Annotated in this window: 20 protein-coding genes; 14 read left to right on the forward strand and 6 right to left on the reverse strand. The window is 46.6% G+C overall.

Annotated elements, in window-relative coordinates; translation table 11 throughout:
* Position 1: 1 nt before the first annotated feature.
* Genes HH216_RS24535 through HH216_RS24545 form a run of 3 tightly spaced genes read left to right on the forward strand, consistent with a single transcriptional unit; the run spans position 2 to position 5,211 of the window.
* Entirely contained in the window at positions 2–3,307 is a 3,306-nt protein-coding gene (locus HH216_RS24535) for a type I restriction endonuclease subunit R (protein WP_169553561.1), read from the forward strand.
* 18 nt (positions 3,308–3,325) lie between these two features.
* A complete protein-coding gene (locus HH216_RS24540) occupies positions 3,326–3,742 on the forward strand; it encodes a hypothetical protein (protein ID WP_169553562.1) in 417 nt (138 codons plus the stop codon).
* A 26-nt stretch (positions 3,743–3,768) separates the two neighbouring features.
* The gene (locus tag HH216_RS24545; RefSeq protein ID WP_169553563.1) at positions 3,769–5,211 is read left to right on the forward strand and encodes a toll/interleukin-1 receptor domain-containing protein; all 1,443 of its coding nucleotides are present in this window, start codon (positions 3,769–3,771) and stop codon (positions 5,209–5,211) included.
* Between the two features lie 285 nt (positions 5,212–5,496).
* On the opposite strand, the gene HH216_RS24550 is transcribed toward HH216_RS24545, so the two are convergent.
* Positions 5,497–5,904, reverse strand: a complete 408-nt coding sequence (locus HH216_RS24550) for a hypothetical protein (RefSeq protein WP_169553564.1) — start codon at positions 5,902–5,904, stop codon at positions 5,497–5,499.
* A gap of 176 nt (positions 5,905–6,080) precedes the next feature.
* Between HH216_RS24550 and HH216_RS26375 the strand changes: the two genes are divergently transcribed.
* The 4 genes from HH216_RS26375 (at position 6,081) to HH216_RS24565 (ending at position 10,235) form a co-directional block, all read left to right on the forward strand.
* Positions 6,081–6,341 carry a hypothetical protein gene (locus tag HH216_RS26375; RefSeq protein WP_254448884.1) on the forward strand — a complete coding sequence of 87 codons (261 nt, stop codon included), beginning with the start codon at positions 6,081–6,083 and terminating at the stop codon, positions 6,339–6,341.
* Positions 6,338–7,024 (forward strand): ParA family protein, encoded by a 687-nt coding sequence (locus tag HH216_RS24555; RefSeq protein ID WP_254448894.1) that lies wholly within the window; start codon positions 6,338–6,340, stop codon positions 7,022–7,024. Before HH216_RS26375 ends, HH216_RS24555 begins: the two co-directional genes overlap by 4 nt.
* A gap of 1 nt (position 7,025) precedes the next feature.
* On the forward strand, positions 7,026–7,874 hold the full coding sequence (locus HH216_RS24560) for a ParB N-terminal domain-containing protein (RefSeq protein WP_169553565.1): 849 nt from the start codon (positions 7,026–7,028) through the stop codon (positions 7,872–7,874).
* Positions 7,875–8,984: 1,110 nt separating this feature from the next.
* The gene (locus HH216_RS24565; protein ID WP_169553566.1) at positions 8,985–10,235 is read left to right on the forward strand and encodes a replication initiation protein; all 1,251 of its coding nucleotides are present in this window, start codon (positions 8,985–8,987) and stop codon (positions 10,233–10,235) included.
* Positions 10,236–11,162: 927 nt separating this feature from the next.
* Here the strand turns inward: HH216_RS24565 and HH216_RS24570 are convergent.
* Complete coding sequence (locus HH216_RS24570) at positions 11,163–12,101, reverse strand: phage exclusion protein Lit family protein (RefSeq protein WP_169553567.1); 939 nt, start codon at positions 12,099–12,101, stop codon at positions 11,163–11,165.
* 62 nt (positions 12,102–12,163) lie between these two features.
* On the opposite strand from HH216_RS24570, the gene HH216_RS24575 reads away from it, so the two are divergent.
* On the forward strand, positions 12,164–12,649 hold the full coding sequence (locus HH216_RS24575; RefSeq protein ID WP_254448895.1) for an AlbA family DNA-binding domain-containing protein: 486 nt from the start codon (positions 12,164–12,166) through the stop codon (positions 12,647–12,649).
* Between the two features lie 84 nt (positions 12,650–12,733).
* Positions 12,734–12,943 (forward strand): helix-turn-helix domain-containing protein, encoded by a 210-nt coding sequence (locus tag HH216_RS24580; protein ID WP_169553568.1) that lies wholly within the window; start codon positions 12,734–12,736, stop codon positions 12,941–12,943.
* 1,023 nt (positions 12,944–13,966) lie between these two features.
* Here HH216_RS24580 and HH216_RS24585 read toward each other — a convergent pair.
* The 4 genes from HH216_RS24585 to HH216_RS24600 all read right to left on the reverse strand — a co-directional run bounded on the left by HH216_RS24585 (position 13,967) and on the right by HH216_RS24600 (position 18,795).
* Positions 13,967–15,790: a type IV secretory system conjugative DNA transfer family protein gene (locus tag HH216_RS24585; protein WP_254448885.1), complete on the reverse strand. Its 1,824-nt coding sequence runs from the start codon at positions 15,788–15,790 to the stop codon at positions 13,967–13,969.
* Between the two features lie 35 nt (positions 15,791–15,825).
* Positions 15,826–16,647: a DUF5712 family protein gene (locus HH216_RS24590; RefSeq protein ID WP_169553569.1), complete on the reverse strand. Its 822-nt coding sequence runs from the start codon at positions 16,645–16,647 to the stop codon at positions 15,826–15,828.
* A 17-nt stretch (positions 16,648–16,664) separates the two neighbouring features.
* A complete protein-coding gene (locus tag HH216_RS24595; RefSeq protein ID WP_169553570.1) occupies positions 16,665–17,075 on the reverse strand; it encodes a BfmA/BtgA family mobilization protein in 411 nt (136 codons plus the stop codon).
* Between the two features lie 595 nt (positions 17,076–17,670).
* A complete protein-coding gene (locus tag HH216_RS24600; RefSeq protein WP_169553571.1) occupies positions 17,671–18,795 on the reverse strand; it encodes a replication initiation protein in 1,125 nt (374 codons plus the stop codon).
* A gap of 569 nt (positions 18,796–19,364) precedes the next feature.
* On the opposite strand from HH216_RS24600, the gene HH216_RS24605 reads away from it, so the two are divergent.
* The 5 genes from HH216_RS24605 (at position 19,365) to HH216_RS24625 (ending at position 24,291) form a co-directional block, all read left to right on the forward strand.
* Complete coding sequence (locus HH216_RS24605; protein ID WP_169553572.1) at positions 19,365–20,129, forward strand: hypothetical protein; 765 nt, start codon at positions 19,365–19,367, stop codon at positions 20,127–20,129.
* A gap of 46 nt (positions 20,130–20,175) precedes the next feature.
* A complete protein-coding gene (locus tag HH216_RS24610) occupies positions 20,176–20,457 on the forward strand; it encodes a hypothetical protein (protein ID WP_254448886.1) in 282 nt (93 codons plus the stop codon).
* 431 nt (positions 20,458–20,888) lie between these two features.
* A complete protein-coding gene (locus HH216_RS24615) occupies positions 20,889–23,333 on the forward strand; it encodes a PAS domain-containing sensor histidine kinase (protein ID WP_169553573.1) in 2,445 nt (814 codons plus the stop codon).
* Positions 23,334–23,382: 49 nt separating this feature from the next.
* A complete protein-coding gene (locus tag HH216_RS24620; protein ID WP_169553574.1) occupies positions 23,383–23,625 on the forward strand; it encodes a hypothetical protein in 243 nt (80 codons plus the stop codon).
* A 417-nt stretch (positions 23,626–24,042) separates the two neighbouring features.
* Positions 24,043–24,291: a hypothetical protein gene (locus HH216_RS24625; RefSeq protein WP_169553575.1), complete on the forward strand. Its 249-nt coding sequence runs from the start codon at positions 24,043–24,045 to the stop codon at positions 24,289–24,291.
* The last annotated feature ends 1,348 nt before the right edge of the window (positions 24,292–25,639 follow it).

The following is a 25,639-nucleotide window of genomic DNA, read 5'->3' on the forward strand; positions in this document are numbered from 1 at the left end:
CGTGGCCAATTATATTTCCGAAAACGACATTGAAGCCGACTGTGTACGCGTGCTGATGGACGAACTCCGCTACGACGAGCACCTGAACCTGTGGCAACTGCCCGACGACGGCAACGCCCGCTTTGGCCGCTCGCAGTCGGCCGAGGTGGTCCGGCCCGGCACCCTCCGCCAAAGCCTGCGGAAGCTGAACCCAACCCTGTCGAACGCGGTGTTGGACGAAGCCGCGCGGGAACTGACCAAATCCCGCGCCCAGCAAAGCCTGTTCGACGCCAATCAGGCCATCACTCGGCTGCTGCGGGAAGGCCACGACGTACCCACCACCGATGTCGCCGGTAACTACGTAACCGAGCGGGTACGCTTCATCGATTTCACCCATCCCGAGGCCAACCATTTCTGCGTGGTGCAGCAGCTTACCGTCCGGGGCAAAGCCGCCCGCCGACCCGATTTAGTGGTGTATGTCAACGGCCTGCCGATGGTCTTCGTGGAGCTAAAGAACGCCGTCGAATCCACCCAGCAAGCGTACGCCAAAAACCTGACGGATTACCGGCGCGACATCCCCGCCCTGTTTCACTACAACCTGGTGGTGGTGCTGTCGAACTCCATCGATACCAAAGTGGGCAGCCTGACGGCCAACTACGAACAGTTTTTCAACTGGGAGAAAGTAGCCGCTGAGTCGGAAACGCCCGTACCTACCAACGAGGTCGACTTGCTGCGGGTGCTGCGCGGGTTGTTTCAGAAGCACGTGCTGATTGACCTGCTGGAAAATTTCGTGCTCTTCTACGCCAACCGGGCCAAGATTGTCGCCCGGAATCACCAGTACCTGGGCGTCAACAACGCGGTAGATGCCTTTCGGCAGCGAGGGCAGAATGGGGGAAAACTGGGCGTTTTCTGGCACACGCAGGGCAGCGGCAAAAGCTTTTCGATGGCGTTCTTCGTCCAGAAAGTACAGCGCAAAGTCAAGGGTACGTTCAAGTTCGTGATCGTCACCGACCGAGAAGACCTGGAAGCCCAGATCTACAAAACCTTCGTGCGGTCGGGCAAGATCGAGCTGACCCAGGGCACCAGCAAAAGTAGTGGCGCACAAACCTATCGGGCACCCGACGGGGCCTCGCTGCCCGGAATGCTGACCGATGCCTCGCCCTACGTCTTTACGCTGATTAACAAGTTCCGGATTAATCCGAACCATAAGGGCCTCCCCTACCCCAAGCTGACCGACAGCGCCGACGTGGTGGTGCTGGTCGACGAAGCGCACCGCAGTCAGTACGCCGACATGGGCGAAAACATGCACCGCGCCCTGCCCAACGCCAGCTACATTGCCTTTACCGGTACGCCCCTGCTGGATGCCGACGAGAAAACCAAAGAATGGTTCGGCGACTACGTCAGCCGGTACGACTTCGCCGATAGCGTGGCCGACGGCTCGACGGTGCCCATCTTCTACCAGAACCGGGTGCCCAAAGTGCTGTTGCAGAACGACACGCTGAACGAGGAATACGCCGAAATCATCGAAGACGAGAACCTAAGCGACGAACAGCAGGAACGGCTGACCCGGCAGTACGCAAACGTCACGACGGTAATTACCGACAAAGACCGGCTGGAAACCATTGCCAAAGACATCGTGCAGCACTTTCCGGACCGGGGCTACCTGGGGAAAGGCATGGTAATTTCCATCGATAAGTTCACCGCGCTGCGGATGCACGACTTCGTAAAACGCTACTGGGAAGAGCGCATCAAAGAACTTCGCGGGCAAATCAACGCCCTGCCTATTGGTTCGGCCGAACGCGCCCACCTGGAAATGAAACGGAAGTGGATGCGCGAAACGGAGATGTGCGTGGTGGTGTCCTACGAAGCCGACGAAGACAGTAAGTTCAGCAAAGCGGGACTGGACATCCGGCCCCACCGGGCCATGATGAACCGAACCTGGGGCGACGACCACGAAACCATCGAGGACGTGTTTCGCAACCCGGCCGAACCGCTGCGGCTGGTCTTCGTGTGTGCCAAATGGCTGACGGGCTTCGACGCCCCCACGGTATCGACGCTGTATCTGGACAAGCCGATGCAGAACCACACACTCATGCAAACCATTGCTCGGGCGAACCGCGTAGCCCCGGCCCTGCGAACGAACGGCAGCGTAGCCACCCCGGACGATGCATCGGCGGAGGAACTGGTCAGCCACGAGAAGAAGGCGGGTATCGTCATAGACTACATCGGAGTGTTTACCCGTCTGGAGAAAGCCCTGGCCAAATACGCCCGCCCGTCGGGTAAGAAGCGGGACTACCCAGCCGAGGTGTTCGAGGATTTATTGGGTTGTCTGGATGCTGCCATTACCGAAGCCATCCTGTTTATGGCCAGTCAGGGCCTACCCGTAACCCAGCTTACCGACAGCCCGCAAACCTTCGACAAGCTGGCCCAGTTTCAGGCGTTCGCCGATTATCTGTCGCGCACCGAAGAACTGAAAAAGGAGTTTTCGGTCTTCCAGACGGCCATTACGTCTTTTTACGAAGCCTGCAAGCCCGACATCCTGACGGAAGACCTGCTCCCGGCTTCACCCTACCGGGGCCGGTACCGGCGCATCAAAGAGGTATTTGAGTATCTGCGTAAAATCATCAGCCGCAAACTGGACGACACCGGCGATTTCGACGGGGCCCGGGCCAAGGCCGACCAGCTCATCGACGAATCGATTGTGGCGGAAGCCTACGTCATTTACAACACGGCGGCCGTTGATTTGAGCGACATTGATTTCGATGCCCTGCAACAGAAGTTTCAGGCCAAACCCTATAAGCATCTGGCCATCACGGACATGGTCGACTTTCTGCGGCAGCAGGTGCAGAAGATGCTCAACCGAAACGTCAACCGGGTCGACCTGGCGCAGAAGCTCAACGATATTATCGCCAACTACAACACCGTCAGCAGCGACGTCGAAGCGTTTTTCAAGGCCCTAAAAGAATACGCGGAGCAACTGCGGGAAGAAGAAAAACGGGCCGCTGCCGAAGGACTAACCGAAGAAGAGTTGGAAATTTTTGACCTGCTCTTCAAAGACGAACTGAGTCAGTCGGACAAAAACAAGGTGAAAACAGCCGCACAGCATCTGTTGCAGAAGTTGCAGGAAGCCAACATTCAGAAAACCGTGTTAACCGTCGACTGGTACAAAGACGTCATGCTACAGGGGCGGGTCAGGAAGCTGGTTGGTGACATTCTCAACGACGACCTCCCCGATTCGTACGACCGGCAGGTTTTTACCGAGAAGCGCGACACGGTGTATCAGCACGTGTACAACTTGGCCGAACAGGGTCAGCGGTACTGGGCGTAGCAAACCAAATAAACCATCATGATCGACATAAGCCCATCGGAATTAAGTTTATTCGACAGTTATTTACTTGACCTACAGTCATATGTGACAAATGGCGAGTTAGACCGAAAATTCTACAGCCGCTGGAAAAGCAGGATAGAGCAGATTACTGAAATTTCGGCTCGGCTGGACTCCTATCTGGCCAGCAAAGATGCACAAGCAGCCAACGAGGTGGACTATAGTAAACGCGTCGCTCTGCACGATGATGAATACACCGTGTTCAGAAAACACATTGACTACTACCGTTCCGGCATAAAAACGTACCTGACTGAAGTCGAAGCGACTTTGTTACAGGGCGACTTGCTGACTAAGAAAATTCAGGAAATGACCGGCTTTGAGTTCAGGACCCTGCTGTTGGTAACGCTTAGTGAGCATCAGAGTCGCCAGCAGCCCTGATTGATACTATTCCTTTGTATTACACCATGCCAGCCAAGAAAACGACAGTTTCTAAATCGGCCACTCCGAAAGTAACACCTGACACGGGTGGTAAAAAATCGGTAAAACAGGCATCAACCGCTAAGAACCTGGCAAAAACGGGAGCGGTAAAAGCGAAGCCTTCCGGTACAATAATACCGAAACCTGAACGCACTGACGTATTTGTCAGCTACAGCCATGCCGACAAGGAGTGGCTTACCAAATTACAAATTCATTTAAGGCCGCTTAAGACGCATCACAACGTTGTCATCTGGGCTGATACAGAGTTGCGGGGTGGGGATAAATGGCGGACGGAAATCGAGAAGGCACTGGCCAGAGCGAAGGCGGCTATTCTGCTGGTGAGTGCTCACTTCATGGCTTCTGATTTTATCATTAACAATGAGTTGCCGCCCCTGCTTAAAGCAGCCGAAAAAGACGGCGTACTAATTCTGCCCATCATTGTCGGGCAAAGTGGGGGCTTTACCATCAGTAACCTGAGCCAGTTTCAGGCGATGAACGGGCCTACCCAACCCCTGAATTTGATGAGTCCGGGACAAGTGGACCAAATTCTTACCCAAGTCTTTACCCGCGTTTATGAGTTCTTCGTAAAACCGACTACTCCAGCAAAATCCGGTAAAAAAAGCACGTCTAAAATTACACCGGAACCAGTCGTACAACCCTCACCTGACAAACGGCCTGTTCGGATAAAATTGGAATCCCGCCCAAAGCAGACTGAAAACTCTAGGTCCGGCGGGAACAAGGCGCTACTCGTTAAACAAACGGGCGAGTGGGAGATGATTACGGTTACTAAGTCCAGTGTGAAAAACAACCTGACTGTATCGCTCAACGCAACTACGTCACAGCAACGTGCCTTTCTAACGTCACTGCGTCAGCAGAATCAATTAAAAAGCATCGTGTTGGGATTGCAAACGTACGTATGTACGGACGTCGACATTCATCAACAAACAGAGGGAACCAAAGAAACCTGGCATCTGACGGCTTCGGTGCAGGCGCTCGCCCGCAAGGCTCAGATTACGTTCAGCGCCGTGACGCCGGATATGCAAGCTGAAGCGCAGGCAAAACTCTTGCTGCTCAATACGCCTTTACCCAATGATCAGTCCTATCCATATCGACTTACGTCTTTGGCGGCTCCCTTTACGGCTTCCTGCTTCCCGGCGCTATTCAGTCAACTCAGTAAGCAACAAGCACTTTTCAAGCAGGCGGCTCCGCTAATCGCAACCTGGTTTCTCCAGATGAACAACATTGTCGAGCATATCCTGCTCCTCTCATTGACGCTGAAAGGGAAAGTTCTGGACGTTCACTTCAAAGGTCAACGCAGTACGCAGTATCCTCAGGAGAAGCCAGCCGTTGTTGAGATAAAAGGAAAATGTGATCTATCCAAATCGGAGGGAGCGGACTTGATAAAGCTTGGCCCAGTGAACCGCTATTGACTGATTCAGTTGACAATACGATTTAAGCGTTGCATGTCCATTCTAAAATTGAACTCCATTGGGATAGCTACTAAAATGACTCTGGCGGATACAATTGACCAAAAAAAGCGGAAAACGACTCGACTGGCTTAACAAGAAAAGTGGACGGATTTTCTTGTCATGAGAAAGCCACTTTTCGCTTATTGACCTCTCCCCTACCCCGCGTTCAGAAAAGGGTCGAAACTGGTCCGGCTGACCGTCCTTGACCCGTTCTGAAATAAGTTGACCGTCATTGCAAATGAATCATCAAACCCGCAGTCTATCAAGCACCTCAATAACTTTGATCATCTCTTCGGCTTTCCATTTCTCGGGATGCTTGACCCGGTAGTAGAATAGATCTCTTGTCATCTCAGCCTGCTCCAGTACCAGTCCGATTGAGCGGGTGTCCCCGAGTCGTTCGCGCAGGTCGATCTGCGCTTTGACAAAATTCTGAATTATCTGTTTGTCGTCAGTTGATCCGTGAGCGATTACGACGTTTTCAAAATCCTTGGCCGTCAATGGCTTGTGCCCTAGTTTCTTAAGATAAACCGTTCCTGGCTTACCGGATAACTGTCGATCTTCCGCTAAATCCAGTAGTGCGGGGGTCTTTTGTTGAAGTGCGATGTACCGCTGAGCAGCATTCAAAATAGCTGCATCTGATTCTATTAAAGCCATGTCCTCCTCGTCGATAGAGGACAATAATACGCAATTAGTTTGCACTGGACCGGCTATTACACCGGTGTGCGCTTTGAAATATATTAGCTATTCACAATAAAGTTCATCTAATCGCTTTGGATAATAGTAGTTCTTTATAGATTTACAAAAGATAAATATTTATCCTACTTGTTTGTATGCTCACACACGATAAGTTAGTCAAGTTTCTAAGAGCGAAACCTGCGCTAAACCTCTCCCAAATTGAGAAGGAGGCCGGTATTCCTTCTAAAACACTTCACAAGGCACTCACCAATCAGAAAGAAGTACCTGCTAAACACTTTCCTGCATTAGATGCAGCATTGAGACAGTACGGTTACTCAGAAAACTTGTTCGACAAGGCAACTGTGATTTCTGTTGTTAATCACAAGGGGGGGTTGGTAAAACTACGACTACGATAAATGTCGGTAAGGCACTCAGTGTACTAGGCAACAAAGTGTTGTTGGTAGATATGGATTCGCAGGGTAATCTATCACAATGCTTCGGTGTTCACGAGCCAGCCGATCAAGTGATCGATTCTTTACTAGGTAGCTCCCCTCTACCAATGTTAGAAGTAGGTGAGCGGCTTTTTCTCACTCCCTCTGACATTCGGATGGCTTATAAAGAATCGGAGTTAGCCAACGCAATAGGTGCGGACCGGCGTCTAACGGTCAAACTTGAGGAAGCACGGTCACAATTTGACTATATCTTAATCGACTGTCCACCCAGTTTAGGTATATGCACCACGTGTTCATTGGTTGCTTCTAATCATTGTGTTGTACCCATACAGCCCGAAGCGTCAGCTTATCATGGTGTTGAAAGCTTATTCAACCGGATAGCTGAAGTAAGAACATACATCAATCCTTCCTTGACGGTCAAAGGCATTGTGTTCACGATGGTACATAAAAATCAGAGTGTTCATAAAAGTATGATGACTCATATCCGAGATACGTATCGCAACTTTCATATTTACGATGCAGTCGTTGAAGTATCAACTGTTATCAAACAGTCTCAAGTAGCGAAAGAAGATCTATACAGTTATGCACCAAAATCACCCTCATGGCAGCAGTATCATCAATTGGCTACTGAAATTATGACCTTGTAACATGGCAAAGAAAGACTTTATGACGCTGATGAAAGAAAAAACCGTCGATGTGAGACCTTCCCTCCTATCAGCCGAGGAAAATATCAAAAATCAAATTGTTATTCTCGAACAGCTTCGCGACCTCATTCCACCTTTAACAGCAGATGAATTAAACCAGCTAGAACAGAATGTTTTGAAGCATGGTGTGAAAGATCCATTGACAATATGGGAAACGACAGCCAGCGTAGCAGGAACCGGGTCTGAAAGTACGCCCGTATATGTTCTCATTGACGGTCATAATCGCGAGCAAATCATTCGGAAACATCAACTTGACTTTCGTATCAACTTAGTTCGATTTGATTCACTTGATGAGACAAAGGACTATATGATTGCCTACCAACTAGGCCGACGAAATCTAACCCCGGAACAGGCCTCTTACTTACGAGGATTACGCTATAATCAGCAAAAAACGCGACGTGGGAGCAATTTGCAGGCCGGTGTCTCACAAGTGAACGTGGCCGAAGCTTTGGCAAGTGAATACAATGTCAGCAGTCGGACAATAAAACGAGACGGTGAGTTTGCTGCTAGCCTCGAACAAACTGACTCTGACACTAAACACAAGGTATTAGCTGGCAAACTGCCTAAATCAGCACTTCAAACTAGAAACGAGCCTGATTTGAGCCTATCAAGTCATTTGGACGGTGAGTTAAGTAGAACTGATTCTACTGTCTTATCTAAAAAATCTACAAAAAGAGCTGCGGACTTGAAAAACCAGATTCAGAAGCTTGCTAACGGCAATCTAGATTTGCAGGCATGTACTGAACTCATCAAAAAGATAAATGAATTATCGAACTTACTGTCTACGAAGTGACAAGCTGTCACTTCTGGTAGATGGATTCATCACCTAAAGTATGAAAGACCTATTGTAAAGAGCGAAGTGACAGCTTGTCACTTCGCTCTTTTGTCTTGTGTATTATTGAGTTCTATCAGGTTACGAGCTGGCCTAGAACCGCATCATCGACTGCTTACCGAATAATTAAGCCACGCATTACTACATATCACCGTAGCTCTTGCAATACCTCGGTATGATTTCGTATGTACTTCAGATAGTATCAAGCTGGCATCGGTATACACATACAGCCATATAATTGATTTTTGCTAATAGCGCTCACCATAAAAAAATTTAATGTCAAGGTATATATCTAATTGCGAGTAATGTACCGTCGCGCCTGTACTCATTAACATGTAACAGTCCAGTTTAATAATCAATTGGACTTTTTGAAACACGTTTAAAAATGCCAAGCCATTGTATTAATAAGCTTAGCATTAGAATATTGTAAGCTATTATTAAATTAAGATCACGCTAACTATTTGATTATCAATATTTTACAAGGTTAAATTGCGAGTAATATACCGCTAATTACGAGAGATGTACCGTCCAATTGCGAGGGATGTACCGTCAGATGCGAGAGATGTACCGTTTAAATGCGAGGGATGTACCGTCAGATGCGAGGGATATACCGTATCTGTGAGGAAACTACCGTTAATTATGAGAAAACTACCGTGTAGAGTCATTACTTAACAGTTGTGGTGAATAATATCTGAATGCTAGGACGACTATATGGTATCATTGGGGTGCATGCTGTTACTGAGTTGTTTTATTGCGAGTTAGAGTACGTTAGACAGGCAAATGAGGTACACTAACTGCGAGTAAAGTACCGTAAAGAAAGCTATGCAATGTTGTATCCAGTGATCTACATGTTCGTGTAAGCCTAATAATACGAGTAAAGTACCGTTGCCAATAGGCGAAAATCGACGGCAGAGAGTAGAAAAAAATGTAGGCTGTCTGCCCGACGGGTTTTTACTCGCAATTCAATTGTGAACATCGTATGTAGCTCAATAACTGATTTGATTGGGTCTTCACCTGGTGAGATTGTTCGTTGAATGGTTATCTTTAGCTTCGTAATAAGGTGACCTTCTTATGACAAAAAGTAGTACTTCCGCTAGTTCACAAACTGAGTTGTTTAGCAACGACTCTGAGTTTCTGGAAGCAGATCAGCGGGCGACGACAAGACAAATCCGACAAGATAGCCTAGTTGCTCAACACAACGATTTGATTCGGGCGCGTTATGATATGTCATTGCTTGAATCACGTCTGTTTGTTTGTCTGTTAGGCCGGATTGATCGGAAGGATAAAGATTTTGTGCTGTGTCGTATTCCAGTGTCAGAGTTGTATCCAGATGAGAAAGTAGGAGGGAAGGCTTATGCTCAAGTAAGAGAAGCAGTTATACGATTAGCCAGTCGAATCATTCATGTTGAAACTAAAGACGAGCAGGGACGTCGAGAAATAGTGAGTAATCCTCTCATGGCTACATGTCGTTATAAGGAAGGGTCGGGGTATTTAATTGCTCAGTTTAACAACTTCATAAAGCCCTACCTTCTAGAGTTACAAGGCAACTTTACTGTAGCTGAGATTCAGACTCTGTTAGGATTCCGAAGCTTTTACTCGTATCGGCTCTACTGGTTACTTAAATCCTCTGCTTTCCACAAAGACACGATTGTGGTGGAGCTAGCTACATTGAAAAAGACCCTCAACTTGGAGCAGCGGTATCAAAACTTTGCTGACTTCAAACGATTTGTCCTAGATGTAGCTAAAAATGAGCTTAGTCAGACAGACATGGCTTTTGAATATCAGCAAGTAAAGACAGGAAGAGCCGTAAGTTCTCTACATTTTTATCTGAGCCGACCTACTATCATTGCGCAGAGTGATGTCAAATTACCGGAAGGTACACAGCAAATACTCACTGAGATAGGTATTAGCTTAAAATCACTTAATGATATAAAGAACCGGTTTCAGCAGGGAAGGCTTTCAGAAGAATATTTACGGTTCGCAATAAAATACTATCAGGAAGCGAAGAAGAATGGGCGGATAAAGTCACCAGCAGGTGCTATATACAAAGCCTTAATGACAGATCAATTGGATCAAGAGTTTAAGACATGGAAAGCTGAGCAACCCGTTTATAACTCACCAAGAGCTACGGCAAAGGGGCCGAAGACAGAGATTATAGAGTTAGACATGTTAAGAGAACAGTTTACAACCTTGCACGAAAAAGGGCTTTCTAATCATAACTCATTTGATGAATACTTGAATTGGATGTTGCAACAGGATGAATATGATATGGACGTACTTGATGGACGAGAAATACTTACATATACCGAGTCAAAACTATAAGTAGGAGAGCAGAAGTGCCTCATCAGAATGAGTGAGAGACTGCACCAGCAGGCGCAGAAGGACGCCCGAAAACTAGGTCTATCTTTTTCCGCGTATGTACGCTACCTGATTAGTTGGCAAGCGGAAGAGAATCAGAAGAAGGGGTGGGGTTGGATGTTTATAGGGCCAATAGCTACGGATAATAAATATACTTCGTTACGTTCGTGCATGCTGACTATTTTAACTAGATAACAAGCACATTCTTACCCTGAAGTATGCTTACAATAGGAGACATAAGAGAGTCTTTATACGCTGTACTTGATGACGCACTCGAGGCCGAGAAACTGCTAGACACATTAGATACTCCTTTTCATAGACGGACATACATTCGGAGTGTTTTTTCGGGTATCGAAGGCTGTATATGGCTCATGAAACAAACGTGCTTAAAGGCAAAGTCACCGGATGCCAAGCGTCATGTTAGCTTAGCCGATTATCTGATTCTAGCAGAAGTGGAATATGACGTTAGGGACAATGGTACAATTAAGACCCAGTCAAGAAGTATAAAGCTTACCCATAATCTTAGGTATACAATCAATACGACTAATCATCTTATAGGAACTAAGATAGATCTAGGTGTTAGCACGGCAAGTTGGGAGGACTTTCAAAAGGCGGTTAAAGTGCGAAACCGGATTACTCATCCTAAAACTGCCGGAGACGTTACCATATCAGACGAGGAAATAGAGTTATGTAAACGGGTAAGCAGCTGGTTTAATATAATGACCGCGGCCTTTTTTCAGGCTATAGTGGAGAATAGTGAGAAAGCTCAAGAAAAAACGAACAATGACAATAATGACGTGAAGTTGGAAATCGATAACCAGACTAGCTAATGCCGATGAGCGTTAATCTGTTCATGCATAGGCGTGCGCCGAACAGCCTGACTGCTTGAGTTCACATAAAATCCTGTTGCGCTTTCATCCAATCGAGTAGTGCATAGAAGTGACCTCGTCTTGCTTCATTTGACTTTGGCCGGTTGAAGTCTTTATTGTGGATTAGCCCCCATAGCAACAACAGTATCCGGCCAAATTCCCAAAGGTCACTTTCCTCATCTCCATCTGTTAGGTTCTCGAGTATACGAGTAAGACGCTGATCGGTGTCTGGGTGAGACGGGCCACCACTCCAAGTGGATTCGGGAAAAAGAATCGATCCACTACCAAGTAGGGTGCCAAGCTTAATTGAGTTTACTTCATCTAGACCTCTACCTTCAGTAGCTCTACGCATAGTCTTAAGCGCTCCTTCATCTGCTGCAAATTCATCTTTGATGGACTCCTCAGTGGAGATTGGTTCGGAACTATGTCCTAGTTGTTGGTGAGTGAATTCGTGACATAAAACGAATGCTATTCCGTACAGAAATAGGCCGTTCACCGCACTAATATGTTGCGTCTCAGCTTCGTCAAACTCTTCAGGGTTAGCCAAGAGGTGTTTGTCCCAAGGCGACCAGTGCTGATAGAGGGAAAGGCCATAATTAAAAACATCGACATCTGGCTGGAAATTAGGCTTATGTGTTCCGTTTTCCTTGTAAATAGTTAAAACTGCATAGCACAAACACCAAAGAGCTGCACAATAAGACTCTTTGACGTATAAATAAGAGTTAGGTGTTCCTAGTTCACCGGGGCATTCTTGGGGCATTAAACAGGCACGATCAACTATAGGTGTTTTGTGACAATCGTAATAAACCTTGGGCTGTAATCCGCCATATGATAATTCGTGCTTTATCTCATCCGAAAATCCAGTATATAGTTCTTGAAAATGACTAAGAGTGTCTTTGCTGAAAACCCTGATGGGTAAATTTCCTTTGTGCCGCTTTTGCAATACGGAAACTCGCTTCATACTTACATCAATTTATGTACGCTGAATAACACTTCGGGAGGATACTGACCGACATAACATTAATCGACCTAGTTCGCTTTTTCGCCACTGAACACGAAGAGTCAGACACTGTCGAATTTAAGTCATATTACGAGAAGGGTCAAAATAACCACAAGCATAAGGAGGATGCTGTGCTTAAAACGATTTGCGGCTTTCTCAATTCGAGTGGAGGGTTACTTGTGTGGGGCGCGCCCGAAGGACATATTCCCGCCGGACGACAGACCAAAGTCTTCACCGGCGCTTTATCGCCCGTTTCTAAGCTAATTGAGAAAGACACCTTTATTTCCCGTGTCGCCAATGCCATTGTGCCCTTGAGTAATCTGGTAAAGATGCACCGGGTCGAGATCAGTACTGGCGAATATGTGTACGTATTTGATGTGGAGCAGAGCGTTCACAAGCCCCATCAGTTTGATAATCGCTACTGGGTGCGGCTGGATGGGCAGACCAGTGTGGCCCCCCATTATCTGATGGTTTTGTCTGCCTGTGTACAGCCTGAGCGGAAACACTGATACAAAGAGGGCGGCCCACATGACCGTCCTCTTTGTATATATTCCAATGTATATTTACGAACGCGTTGGGCGAAGCACATATAAATGGAAAAGGGGATAAAAGAACAGGTTGCCGAGTTGATACGGGAAAGCCGGAAGGCAAGGGGTCTAACCCTAAAAGAACTGGGTGAACGTATTGGTGTTGCTGAATCAACGGTTAGTCTGTATGAATCAGGCAAACAGAATCTAACGATTGAGACTCTAAAAAAAGTAGCTGATGCACTAGACTTACAATTTGAAGCAGTATTTAAGTAGATATTTTTTTGCCTAAAAACTTTGTATTTATACAAAGTTTAGTTATTATTGTACTGTCGAACGACGACAAAAAAAGCCCCAACGCTTACATTCTTGGCGGAACTAGCGAAGGGGCGCGTATCAACCACTTACAGTTAACACTATGCAAACTTACACCTTACAATGCCCCGTTGCAATCCCCATCGAGCCAACGGACGCCGAATGGCCCTCCTTCGCTGACGTTATCGAGCATTTACAGAATCTCGAATTAACCTCTCGAGCCATTACTCGGCGCGACCCGGCCAACTACCATCTACTACGTTCAGCTGAGGTACTTAAGCAGGAGTTTCTGGACGCTATGGAACGGCTGCATCCTGAATGGTTGGAACTCATCGGATACTCCAAGTGTGAAGTCTACCGGTCCAGCCAAGCCCAAGCACAGTCCCACAATGAGCTATGAAACGGGTAAGTCATGGAGATTCCCCGCCGACATTTACCAAGAGTGTTTAATCATACTCCATGCCTAGCCATGTTCGGCTGGTCTGCTGCCTAACAAGGTGAAGAAGTGTAGCATATGTAATACGTATGAGATGTTATGCTTCTTGGTTGATCGAGCGATCCCTAACTAGTAATAGCTGTACACACAATCTGATGAAGACCGGAAAAATAGAAAGATCTATTTCGGTAAGTAATCTCATTCGTCAAATTCGCTGGATGGATGAGTACGAAGCATGGAAACGAGCCGTATTTGTGCGTGATCGATTCACTTGTCAACATTGCGGAGCCAGAAATGGACGCAAACGTGTCATTGAAGCAGACCATATTATCAGCATCAGCACGATAGTGCGAGATAATAAGGTATGTGACTTGGAGACAGCTCGTACCTGCGTTGCCTTGTGGGATGTGAAAAACGGACGCACTTTATGTCATTCGTGCCACGAAAAAACTGAGTCGTATCCCGTTCGTTTTTCTCGGCATTAAGTTGAGTAATTTGATCGGCTTCTAGACATTACAGTGTCTAGAAGCCGATCAAATTACTCAATACTAAGCGAAATCTTCCCAGCTATCGGAGTTTCCTTGTGCTTCTTTGCGACTACCCCTAGTGGGTGGGAGTGGACCGTCGCTACTTTCAATGCTCTCTTTGAGAATTCGTCTAACATCTTCCTTTATCTGTCGGAAATTGTTACGCTTATCTGCTTCACTGACAGATACGAACGGTTGGATAGTAACAGCTTTAGAGTGTGGAGCGTCAAATTGAGATACAAATTCAGATACGTTGCCCTCTGCTATGAATCCTGCAAATTGACCCGTTCTCAAGTCCCGTATGGATTGCATAGGTAGGCGGTCTCTCTGTTGGACTGACGTACTTATATTTTGACTACTCGAAGAACTTCTGTCACCTGAACTTCTACCTGCCGAAGTGCTTTGGTATTCGACATCATGTTTCCCAAACAAAGTTGTAATTCTTTGTAGCGTCTTAGGGTTAGTCGAACGTCCATAAAACTGGTTCGATAGGTTACCAAGCAACATCTCCGACTGCTGAGGTCCTAACTGGCCCTCCATCTGTGAAATGTCTTGTACTGCATAAACAGTTGCTACTTGATTAGCGCGTGCCGTAGCGGGTAACTCTTGGAAGTTAGGTATGAATAGGGTAGGTGCCTCATCTAGAATAACAATGCTAGGCAGCTTGTTAGGCTTGTTCATGCGCTTGGTAGCGGTGGCAATAATCAAAGAGATTAAAGGTGAATATGTAGCAGGTAGATCAGCATCATTACCCACTACCAGGAAACTTGGCTTTAAGGGATCGTTCAAGTCAAACGGAACGTCATCTCCACTCATTACCCAAAATATCTCCGGTGTATTAAGAACACCCAAGTAACTTTGTACGGTTGTGAATATGCTGGCTAAGGTTTTCTCTGAATCCTGACTGCTAGTGATCGCTGCAATCAATCCGCGTACCTCTTCGTCTTTATTCAGTAATTCAAGTAAAGCTTTTGGATGTGCCTCAATTATAAGGCTGCTAGCGTGAGGTAAGGTGCAATATTCGGGATAGTTGTTACGCAAATACCATATGCTACCAGTTAGCAAAGCCTCCGCAGTCTGAATCCAAATGTCTCGCTTCTGGCTGGCTTTGTAGTCTAGATTACCAATTGTGGTTACTGCGGCTTCTCGGGCGTAGCTAGCATTTGTCAAAAGGTTAGGGCCGACGGGGTTGATTCGATGACTTCGGGTTAAATCTGTGAAGTTTACATAGTAGATCGAAACACTACTGGTTTGGTAAGCACCTGCTACTTCAACTGCCAATGTAGGGAATTTGCGGTCATACAAGATACCCGTAAGATTGGCTGCTGCTGATTGTTGGATGATTGGCTCTATCACACTCTTACTCTTACCGCTACCCGGCCCCCCACATATAAAGATTCCTCTAAATATATTATAGAGATTGATATTGCCTTCCTGTGTTGAAAACGAAAAGCCTTCAGGTTCCTTTGAGTCCTGGTCAGAGTTGGAAAGGACGAAGGGAGAGGGCTTTCCAATGCGAATCCAATACCCATACGCAAATGTTATTATAACGCTCAGATAGAACCACGCTGAGGAAGAGAATGCACTAGGAATAAGTGGCTTTAGCAAAAGAGAAGCGAAAGTGCCACTAGCGGCTATTGCAAAAGCTAATACGCCAAAACGGAGCCACAATTTATTCCATAAAACGTGGCTTCTGAAATAAGCTTTTTGGTCGTACAAAATCATTTGCAAGGCTGTGTTTACAATAAAGTCTACGCCTAAATTGCGTAGCAAGCCTAGAAAAATGGTAATTATTAAACCTATTAAACCGAATGCGACAATCAAAAATATAGCATTAGTCAGCATGAGAGGAAGGGGTAGTTGTTTAAAATCAGGGTAACTTACAATGACAAATCACGGTCGGAATTGTCGCGTGTATTAAACTGGTTGACTTTATTTTCTTGCTTATTTACAGACTTATTAAGTGAGTAGTTAGGGCCATGCTGGAGGGCTTCCAGTCTCAATGCAATTCGTTCTTCTTGACTTCCTTTCCGCATCATATTAGCATATTGGAACGTTTCTGTAAGCGGCCTCTCATAATTGAACTGACGATCGAATTGTGTTTCGACAGCTTGTTTGAAATTACTGCGGTCAAAACCACCTTTGACTGCTCCGCTATCAGTTGCTCGGTGATTAGTCGCAGGACTTAATTTAAGTGGGTTCTTTCGATCTACTGAACCTGTCTCTCTCTGATACTGATAAAGAGATAAATTTTCAGTACGGCTGACAATTACGTGGATATGAGCTTGGGGTCCTTCCTTTGATTGCCCTTCAAATTGTTGTTGCTTCTGTACCGCTTTATCAGTGTGAGAATAGCTTCTTTGTTGTTCAATTTTAGCATACCACAATAGGTTTTGGCTTTCTATCCCCTTTCCAAATTGTTTCGCGTAAGCTTGCATTGCTTCTCGAGTAAAAGATTCTAATTGAGAACGATTTGATCCGATGTGTTTTTGTTCAGATTGACTTGGACTTAAAATGATTTGGTAATACTTGTCATCTTGTTTTCCTAAGTTTCTTTTATTAGAATCGATGTCGCTAACAACTTGAAACATTGTTACATCTCCCTTGTCAGTTGTAAACCATTCGCCTGGTGTTTCTTTTTCTAGATACTGAGCTAAACCTATACAACTTCCTTTTCCTCCTGCGGTGATTTTTGTAATCATTTGACCAACCTCAAATTTTAGTTTGATTTCTTGATTAGTTCTTCATACACAGTTCTGAACCGGTCAGTTTGAAACTCTGGTTTTAGAGCCCCACCAATAGTTTTTATCTGGCCTTGTCTCAACGTCTTTGGTAACTCTTGGCTTACTAGTTGAATCAATAGTTTAATATCATCATTAATCGGTCGTAATAAATCGTTTTCTTGTTGACGGATAAAAGATACAAGCCGCTTGTCAAGTGCTTTAATTGCGTCAGTTGGATTATCTGTTTTCGGATTACGTGGATCAGCTTTAGTTGCTTTAAAATAGAGAATCATTGCTTCTAACAGCCCTTTTTTCGTTAAGCCATAGCTTTCAGCCATACGCTCAAAATCAGAAAACAAATCCACTGAGATAAGTACTTGCTTATCTTTCTCTTTGTTGGGTTCCATAATTATCAGGTTAGTAATCAGTATTTGGTGTCTGATAGTGAGGTAGTTAAGGTAAAATATCAGTTTGCTACTGACATTTTAGTAAACGCACCATCAGAATCTGATTTTGAGACAAAATAAAATGTACTGACAATCAACAAGTTAGATTAGAAGTGTTTGAGACGGAAAGGCGGATATAGGTGTCTATACTGTTCCCGCTCGCTGCCATATCTACTTCCATACCTGTAGGCTCCTCGGTTGATTCTAAGTGATACATGGTCACAGCACATCGTACGAGTCTCGTTCTATACACATTTGTCACTTATAAACGTGTATAGTATATTGATTTAATTTGTACAGGTTCATTAAGTTTAACTGTAACTGCAATAATGATGTGTATCAAAGAAGAACTTAGATAGTAGTATAGCAATTGAAATATGGAGTATTAAATGTAACTTATAAATTTAGGTTTTTATCAAATGTGTATCTAAATAAATAATAGTCTCTCCAAATATTTTCTTATTGAATTAAGTAGTACATTTTCTTTCTTTATGAGAAAGCTCGTTTTTCTGATAAATGTGTTCGTTTGGCGAAGTAGTAAAAATTGGTTTGTAGTTTATTTGGTAGAATACTCCTCCCAAAAGAGGCAATTAGTGTCGTGGCTTTTTTTATTAGTGTCTCTTTCTTGAATACTTGGACCGGGAGTTAGTAGAGAAGATGTAGGGGAGGGGGTAGCCTGCTTGACTTTTTTTGCCAGTGCCTTCATCTGGTCGATGCCCAACGACTTGATTAGGTAAGCCGTCGGGTTTTTGATATTCGTCCGTAGGCCGTTGCCTAATTCGGAGTCGACGCGCAGGAAGGTTGCAAGCAGCTCGGGATCCGAAGCGATAAGGTCTTTCTGCCAGTCTTTGAGCTTGTATCTTTTCATCAACTGCCAAGCGGTAGATACCGCTTCGTTAATTGACATTTTGTTGATTTGTTGACGCTCTTTCTCAATAGCGTCTATAGCCAGCTCCTTGGCTGTCTTAATAGTAAATTCTAGTTCAACGACTTTCTTACCAACCTTCTTACTGGGAAGCCAAGTAATATCAAGGCCTGCCTTGTTAGTAAGTTCACGCTGAGCAACATTGAGTGCATAGAGACAGAAGTCGTTGTACCTGTAAGTCTCTGGACAATTCAATATTACCCGTAATTCGTCTACCTCGTACTTAAACTGATACTGATTCCGATGATAAAACATGCTGACAATTTCAAACATACGTTGAGCATAGGTTGAACTCAATGATAGCATTACATTAATGTCATACTTAGTATACCGTTGTCCTAATTCGGCAAAATATGGAACAACATTAGCCAATAGTGTAATTTCAATCACCTTTATCCCATTTACAACCGCTGATTGAACCAGTGGAAATGGAGTCATGAAAGTAAAATCACCGCTTTTATCATTACGAAAAGACAATCGTTTCTTGCTAAGAGATTCAGCTGCTGTTGCAACTTGATCATATCGTGCTCTAGAAAGTTCTAAAAAAGGGACTTGAAGAACTACATTCATTTTAGGCTCTATTTCATTCTTCAAGGCCATATGTCCAATCTGATTAACTACTAGCGTTACAATCTTCTTCTCCATTTCCGTGAACTCCTGGCGAGATTCGGTGAAAAGATTTGATTGATAATTAGTCGGATACTTACTAAATGTAGAACGCCTTACACTGTATACATCTTGATTATCAGTACTCATAGCTATCATTAGATTAACACGCTAATATAAAAAACAAGTTTGCTTTACGCAACTTGTTTTCTGGTCTCCAGTACCTACTAAACCTTGTTTTTGCTCGTAAAGCGCTTAACATTACCCTATACAACATTCCTTCTCTTAGTTCTAAAATTGCACTTTTTTAATTATAAACAAAATATAAACAAGATTATTTCTTTCACCTACTAAAACTTGTAATTGAACAAGTGTACCTACTGAAACTTGTAATATACTATACCGAATCTTGTTTTTTAAGTATACTGAATCTTGTAATAATGGGGCCGTTGTACCTACCAAATCTTGTAATGGTACCTACCAAACCTTGTAATAATCGATATAAACTACTCACATACAGCGAGTTGTAGACCTCTTAAATCAATCAAATAATATATTGATAAAAGGGGATAATAGATCAACCTTTTTTTGGAAAGGGGAAAGAGAAGGAGTTAAATAAACATTTATTTACTTCTAAGGGAAATAAAACCACTATCTTGCCTCCCTATACCACCCAGTAGGGGAGACGCAAGACACCACCGCCTAAACCTCCGTTTGCTATGGAAGATCAGCAACCACCAAAAACCAAACCCGCTAAACGACCCGATAATGCACCCATTGATGCATTGCGCTTGATCCTTAAGCAACAGGCGGTAACACTCACGCCCATGGTCAACCAGGTCAGTGCTATGCCAGTAGACGATAGTCTGGAGTACTACTTCATTCCTATGCAGTACATGAAGCAGTATGCGCCATACCACCGGCCCGGTAAGCCCTTCAAAAACTTCAAACTCGTCAACTTCAACCAGCCCGCCATATCACTCTCCTTCTTCTACAAGTACAAGTACTCTATCCAACGCAGTCCCACCCATGACGAAGTGATGCTACACCTGCGTAACCAGCGGAACGAATTGCTAAACCGGTCCCTCTTTGAGCAACTCAGTGCTACTCAGAACGAAGAGCTGCGACAGGTCGATGGGCTCATGCGCGCCTTTCGGGATAGTCCCGACGCCTACCAGGCCTGTTTCTCCAACTACCACCACTACTACCGCTACTGGACCTGTGCCTACCGCTATTTTGAAGATGCTACCCTCACCCAAGCTAACAGTCTCACCGAGCACCTACTCAAGCATACTGAGCGCATCAAAGGACAAGTTCATGAGCGCGTCAACGTGATCTTCATCGATCCTCACTACATCACCCGGCCCGTGCCAAACGATAACAAGTTTATCGACCGCGAACTCGATACCTTTCCCCTGCAACTGCGCCAAGGTATCACTACGCTCTATCTGCGCAAAAACCCGTTTACTGACGAAGCTGCTTGACAATGTTTCCTAACGACTCGTACTTTGGGGTAACAGCTAAATAGAGATGAACATGAAAACAGGTAGCGGCATCAAGAATATAATTAAGTACCGGCTCACCGGTACGCCCGATGGTAATCTGCTGGTGAGCTTTTACCACCTGAACGTCTTTGATCAACAGGCCGTCAACTGGCGCATTGCCGAACAACTCGTCGACGAGAAGATGGGCCCTGAAGTGCTCTACGAAGGCAATCTGAACAATAACACGCACTACCAGCCCGCTATTTTCAATCTACTGCGACGGGTAGAGGTGTATGTCAACTGTGTGCGCATCGAACGGACCAGCTGATAGGGTATACCCTATAGTTATTGAAGCCGTGGCGAGAGATACAAGGTTCATGTACGTAAACCCAATATGCCCCAACAACTCCGCTAATGCCTTAATATACTTTTTATGAGCGAACAACCGTGAAATCTAGTTTGGCTCAGTTGATAAGAACGGTTGATCTATTCGAGTTAAATAAACAAATTGCGTTGGTAAGTCAAGCATTCGATCTGATAGTCTACACCCCAGCTATTGCCGGCGTCAATAGGCTCAATACGACTACCAATCACATGCGTTAGTGCCATCATGCCTGGGCTTCATTCGAATGACCCGCCTCGTCAAGGTGATCGAAGATGCCAGTAGAACTACCCGTTTAATTGTAAAAGCGATCACTTGCCCTATTAGTAGCTGCGCCTTGGCTGCGGCATTATTGAGCTAATAGTATCCAGAGATTAATGTCAAACGATCAGCAGCCTACCGGTGCGATAACCTCGCTTGAACAACGACTTAACGTTGACTTTGCCCTGCAGGCCGCTGGCTTAGGCATTTGGGAGTATGACCCGGCTTCCAATCAGGTACGGTGGGATGAGCGGTGCCGGGCTCTCTTCGGCCTGGCGGCCGATAACCGGATGTCTTACGAACAGGCATTCGCGCACGTTCATCCCGACGATGTGGCCCGGGTCGATCAAGCCGCCCGGTGGGTGATGAATACCCAGTCGGATGGTGTATTTGATGAAACCTACCGCACCATCGGGGTGGACGATGGCCAGTTGCGCTGGGTGCGCTTTCAGGGCCGGGTTGACTTTACGCCGACGGGGACGGTGCAGCGCTTCGCCGGCATTGCCCAGGAGGTGACCCAGCAGGTGCAGGACCAGCAGGTAGCGGCTGAAAGCTGGGCGCAGCTACGCCGACTAATTGAGGCCACCCCCGTGGCGATGGGCCTGCACGTAGGGCCTGCACTGCGTGTTGAGCTGGCCAATGACACCCAGCTCAGTTACTGGGGCAAGGATCGCTCGGCACTTGGTAAGCCTTTCCGGGAGGTATTACCCGAGCTGGACGGCCAAGGGTTTTTTGAACTCTTTGAACAGGCGTATGCGACCGGTCAGCCCTACCAGGGACAAGCCGCACCAGCTCACTTAAGCTTAAACGGTAAGTTCGGTACCTACTACTTTGATTACTCGTTCAACCCGATTCGCAATGAGCAGGGCCAGGTGTACGCGGTCCTCAATACGGCCATCAATGTGACCGAGCAGGTACTGGCTCGCCAACAGCTGGAAGAAAGCGAACGCTTTGCCCACACCCTTTTTGAACATTCACCGGTGGCCAAGGCCGTGTTTGTGGGCCCCGACATGATCATCCGTACCGCTAACAAAAACATGCTCAGCATGTGGGGTAAAGAGTCGTCTGTCATTGGCAGTCCGTTTATAGAGGCGCTGCCGGAACTGGTCTCCACCCCGCAGGTAGACCGGCTCCGGCGGGTACTCATGACCGGGGAGAAATTCTACCAGGCCGAAGAGAAATTCGAGTTGCTACGCTACGGACAGCCCTATACGGGCTATTATGAGTACACCTACGAGGCCCTGCGCGCAGCCTCGGGGACCATTTATGGCGTCATCTGTGTAGCCAGCGAAGTCACCCAGCAGGTACTAGCCCACCAGCAGGTTGAAGAACAGGAAGCGGTTCTGCGCAATGCCGTTGAACTGGCTGAGCTGGGCACCTGGACACTGGATATCGCCAGTGGCGAGATGGCATTGTCCCCTCGTCACGCTGCTATGTTTGGTTTAAAGTCAACGGTTATGTCCTACGAGACGGCGCTGGCCATTGTCCATCCCGCTGATCAGCAGCGGGTACGGGCTGCCTTGGCGGCGGCGTTGCAACTGGATTCTGACGGCCGTTACCAGGCTGAATACCGTATTCTCAACGCTAGCAATGGCCGTCAGCAAGTCATCCGGGCCAGAGGTGAAACAAGACGGGATGCCCAAGGGAAGCCCCGGCGTATTGCCGGCACGGCTCAGGATATTACCCTGGAGCGGGCGTTACAGGTGTCGTTGGAACAGCAGGTGCACCAACGGACCCAGGAACTGGCCGCTATGAATGAAGAACTGACGGCGAGTAATGAGGGATATGCGGCTGTTAACGAAGAATTAACTGAATCGAATGGGCTACTGATTCGCTCCAATGAGAACCTGCAAACCTTCGCCTATATCGCCAGCCATGATCTGCAGGAGCCGCTGCGCAAGATTCAGCAATTTGGTGATTTACTCAGGACGCGCCTGGCTGATTCAATCGGTAGTGAGGATCTAGCCTACCTGGAACGGATGCAGGTAGCCGCCAGCCGCATGTCAACCCTGATTCGAGACCTGCTGGCCTTCTCCCGCATTTCGACCCAGCGCAATACCGAAGCGCTGGTTTCGCTTACTGATGTAGTAGGCACCGTGGTAAGCGTACTGGATCTGGTCATTACCGAGACCAATGCCCAGGTGATCATTGACCCCTTGCCGACCGTATCAGGGGATGCCGTTCAACTGGGCCAGCTGTTTCAGAATCTGCTGAGCAACGCCCTGAAATTTCGCCAGCCCGCTACCATGCCCATCATTCGGATCAGGAGTCAGCTCGTAGCCGCTACCCAGTTACCCGCCACTGTCCAACCGACCCGGCGGACTGATAACTACCACCTGATCGAGGTCGCTGACAACGGGATCGGCTTCGATGAAAAGTACCTGGACCGCATCTTCCAGGTCTTCCAGCGGCTACATGGCAAAAGTCAGTACGTGGGAACGGGGGTTGGCCTGGCCATTTGTGAGAAGGTCGTTACCAATCACGGGGGCACGATCACAGCGAGCAGTCAGCCCGGGCGGGGGGCCACGTTTTATGTGTATTTGCCCGCCCAGACTAGCTAACAAGCTGGCTAATTCAATTAACTCGATTACCGTCTATAACTAATCACCCATGCAATCTAACCAGGCAATTGATCTGCAAGCTATGGCTATTCGACTGCTCTATGAGAAGGAGCAGGAAACGATGCGGTTACTAACGCTGGTGCAAAACCCCTACCAGGCCTTACTCGCCCAACACCAGCAGCAGCAAGCCCTGATAGCTCAACAGCAACAGAGCATTAACCAATTAGAGGCTGAATTACGGGCTTGCCGCTCCGCTCAACAGCAAGCATTCGGGCTGGTGCATACAAATTGAACTAATCATACGACGGCAGAAAATCCCCCCCGCCCTGCTCACTTCAGAAGAGTCCGATCCGAAAGGGCACGCTATGCTGCTTGCTATAGCGGGCAGCAGTGCTATTCGGGGTGGGTATACACCCAATGAACATCAGTTCTATTAGCACTGCGAGCAGTACGACCGCTTCGATGACGAACCCGTACCGGGTTTGCCGTGCGAGCAGGAAATCAATAAATGTCTGGAATAGGAAGTGGAGGTGGTCTACCCTAAGGGATACGAAGAGGTCGGATGGGGCAATACCGCTACCCATTGGATGCTAATGCCTATCCACCGACAGAGCAAGATCGCCACTTGTCTATTTGTGAAGGGGCGGGATTATGCTGTAGGCTTACGCATTACTTAGACTCAGCTCGCATCCTCTGAGCGTCCTGCTTTATGATAGAAAAAACAACCGTCAGGCGATCTGTTATCGATCTGGCCCTAACAGCACTGGCTACTCATACACCCCGGCTCGATGCCGAAGGCAAGCTGGTGCAGCGGGTATATGTACCCCATCACCGAGCACCTGGCAGCTTCCCCAGAGACGTAACCAGTGGGGGGCTGTTTTTACGGTTTGTGCGCGGTACGACGTTGGATCAATGGCAGTTTGATTCGACGGACTACGTAATAAAGGAGGATCTATGACACGTACAGTGTAGCTTAACAAACTAGTGCCGAGTGAGTTATAAATGCCTTATCAAGCGAACATACAATTGACTAAAAAGACACCCTACAATGCGGATTGCCTTTTTTTGTTGCTAGTAGATTCTATGACAATCCTACAGCAATGACTATATGGGCGCGGTTGCAGAGTAAGTTTTGTACGGAAAAAAGATAACCGCCAAAAGGCTACCTGCGCTGTAGGTGGCCTTTTGGCGGTTGAGTGACAGCCATTCACATAGTGTCTGTTTCAGCTAGCTTACTACCCACTCATGGAGTTTACGCCGATTACATAACTAATTCATCAACAGTCTATAAGAATACCGGTTTGCTAGATATAAGGTTACCAGTGCCAACCTCCTCGTAGATCTATTTTGCCATGACTAGCCCTGTTCTTGTTTCCTGTCATTTCGATGAAATGGCTAACTTAACGCGTATCACCTGGAAGCACTTTGACAAAGGCTGGCAGTACTTTATAACGCACCATGCGGGTTATCGTCGTAGTGCCCCTGTTAAGCCATTTTCATCGTTTACTGTTAAGCAGTAACAGAAAAGCCCCGACCCGTGATGGGCGGGGCTTTTTTTGTGGTACATTTAGTTGACAGTACGATTTAAACAACTGTCACCCGCTCCGAATGGACAAGCAATTTGAACTTAGCCATAGTCGAATTATAGCCGATAATGAGGCCTGCTTGCGGAGGATTGAAGCGAGTCGGCAACGGGTGTGCAGGCTGCAAACGAGTGTTGAATTGAAAATTGACGTATTTCTCGACGAAATTCTACGGCTCAAGAAGCATAAATGAGGGCACAAAAAAGTCCCGCCCATCACGGGTCGGGGCTTTTTTTACATCTATGGGTTAGTTAGGTGTGTTCAGCACACAACGATTGGACGCAGACACCGCCGGGGTGGTCACAAAAGAAAGCCCCACCCAACACCGGGCAGGGCGTCTATAGTACCCACCGTAAATTGATCATAACTATCCATAGGACGTACTACTTCATCCGGTGTCACTCCCCTTATGCAAGATCCTTAAGAAAAATTGAGGCCATGTATGGGGTATCCCGTATAACTGGTACAAAAGTTTCATCTGTTTGCTCGAAATAAACATTAACTGTTTGTCAATCAGCAGTTTATTGTATAATGATTTCGCAAAAACGGTCCTTTTTTGCGTTGATGAAGCAGCATTTAGCCGCTGAGGAATCGATCTACGTGCGGAGTTTAAGGAGCAGGGGCGGGCTCATCTTATCGCTAAAACTACTGACTAGGCCAGTTTGGATTCATGTTTGCCTGTTCACTTACGGAGTTGTCCCCATTTCAATGACTACTCTATCT

Source organism: Spirosoma rhododendri (assembly GCF_012849055.1).
Classification (GTDB): Bacteria; Bacteroidota; Bacteroidia; order Cytophagales; family Spirosomataceae; genus Spirosoma; species Spirosoma rhododendri.

Coding starts and splice junctions, on each gene's coding strand:
- HH216_RS24540 (WP_169553562.1), top strand. CDS start 3,326: ATGATCGACATAAGCCCATCGGAATTAAGTTTATTCGACAGTTATTTA.
- HH216_RS24545 (WP_169553563.1), top strand. CDS start 3,769: ATGCCAGCCAAGAAAACGACAGTTTCTAAATCGGCCACTCCGAAAGTA.
- HH216_RS24550 (WP_169553564.1), bottom strand. CDS start 5,904: ATGGCTTTAATAGAATCAGATGCAGCTATTTTGAATGCTGCTCAGCGG.
- HH216_RS26375 (WP_254448884.1), top strand. CDS start 6,081: ATGCTCACACACGATAAGTTAGTCAAGTTTCTAAGAGCGAAACCTGCG.
- HH216_RS24560 (WP_169553565.1), top strand. CDS start 7,026: ATGGCAAAGAAAGACTTTATGACGCTGATGAAAGAAAAAACCGTCGAT.
- HH216_RS24565 (WP_169553566.1), top strand. CDS start 8,985: ATGACAAAAAGTAGTACTTCCGCTAGTTCACAAACTGAGTTGTTTAGC.
- HH216_RS24570 (WP_169553567.1), bottom strand. CDS start 12,101: ATGAAGCGAGTTTCCGTATTGCAAAAGCGGCACAAAGGAAATTTACCC.
- HH216_RS24580 (WP_169553568.1), top strand. CDS start 12,734: ATGGAAAAGGGGATAAAAGAACAGGTTGCCGAGTTGATACGGGAAAGC.
- HH216_RS24585 (WP_254448885.1), bottom strand. CDS start 15,790: ATGCTGACTAATGCTATATTTTTGATTGTCGCATTCGGTTTAATAGGT.
- HH216_RS24590 (WP_169553569.1), bottom strand. CDS start 16,647: ATGATTACAAAAATCACCGCAGGAGGAAAAGGAAGTTGTATAGGTTTA.
- HH216_RS24595 (WP_169553570.1), bottom strand. CDS start 17,075: ATGGAACCCAACAAAGAGAAAGATAAGCAAGTACTTATCTCAGTGGAT.
- HH216_RS24600 (WP_169553571.1), bottom strand. CDS start 18,795: ATGAGTACTGATAATCAAGATGTATACAGTGTAAGGCGTTCTACATTT.
- HH216_RS24605 (WP_169553572.1), top strand. CDS start 19,365: ATGGAAGATCAGCAACCACCAAAAACCAAACCCGCTAAACGACCCGAT.
- HH216_RS24610 (WP_254448886.1), top strand. CDS start 20,176: ATGAACATGAAAACAGGTAGCGGCATCAAGAATATAATTAAGTACCGG.
- HH216_RS24615 (WP_169553573.1), top strand. CDS start 20,889: ATGTCAAACGATCAGCAGCCTACCGGTGCGATAACCTCGCTTGAACAA.
- HH216_RS24620 (WP_169553574.1), top strand. CDS start 23,383: ATGCAATCTAACCAGGCAATTGATCTGCAAGCTATGGCTATTCGACTG.
- HH216_RS24625 (WP_169553575.1), top strand. CDS start 24,043: ATGATAGAAAAAACAACCGTCAGGCGATCTGTTATCGATCTGGCCCTA.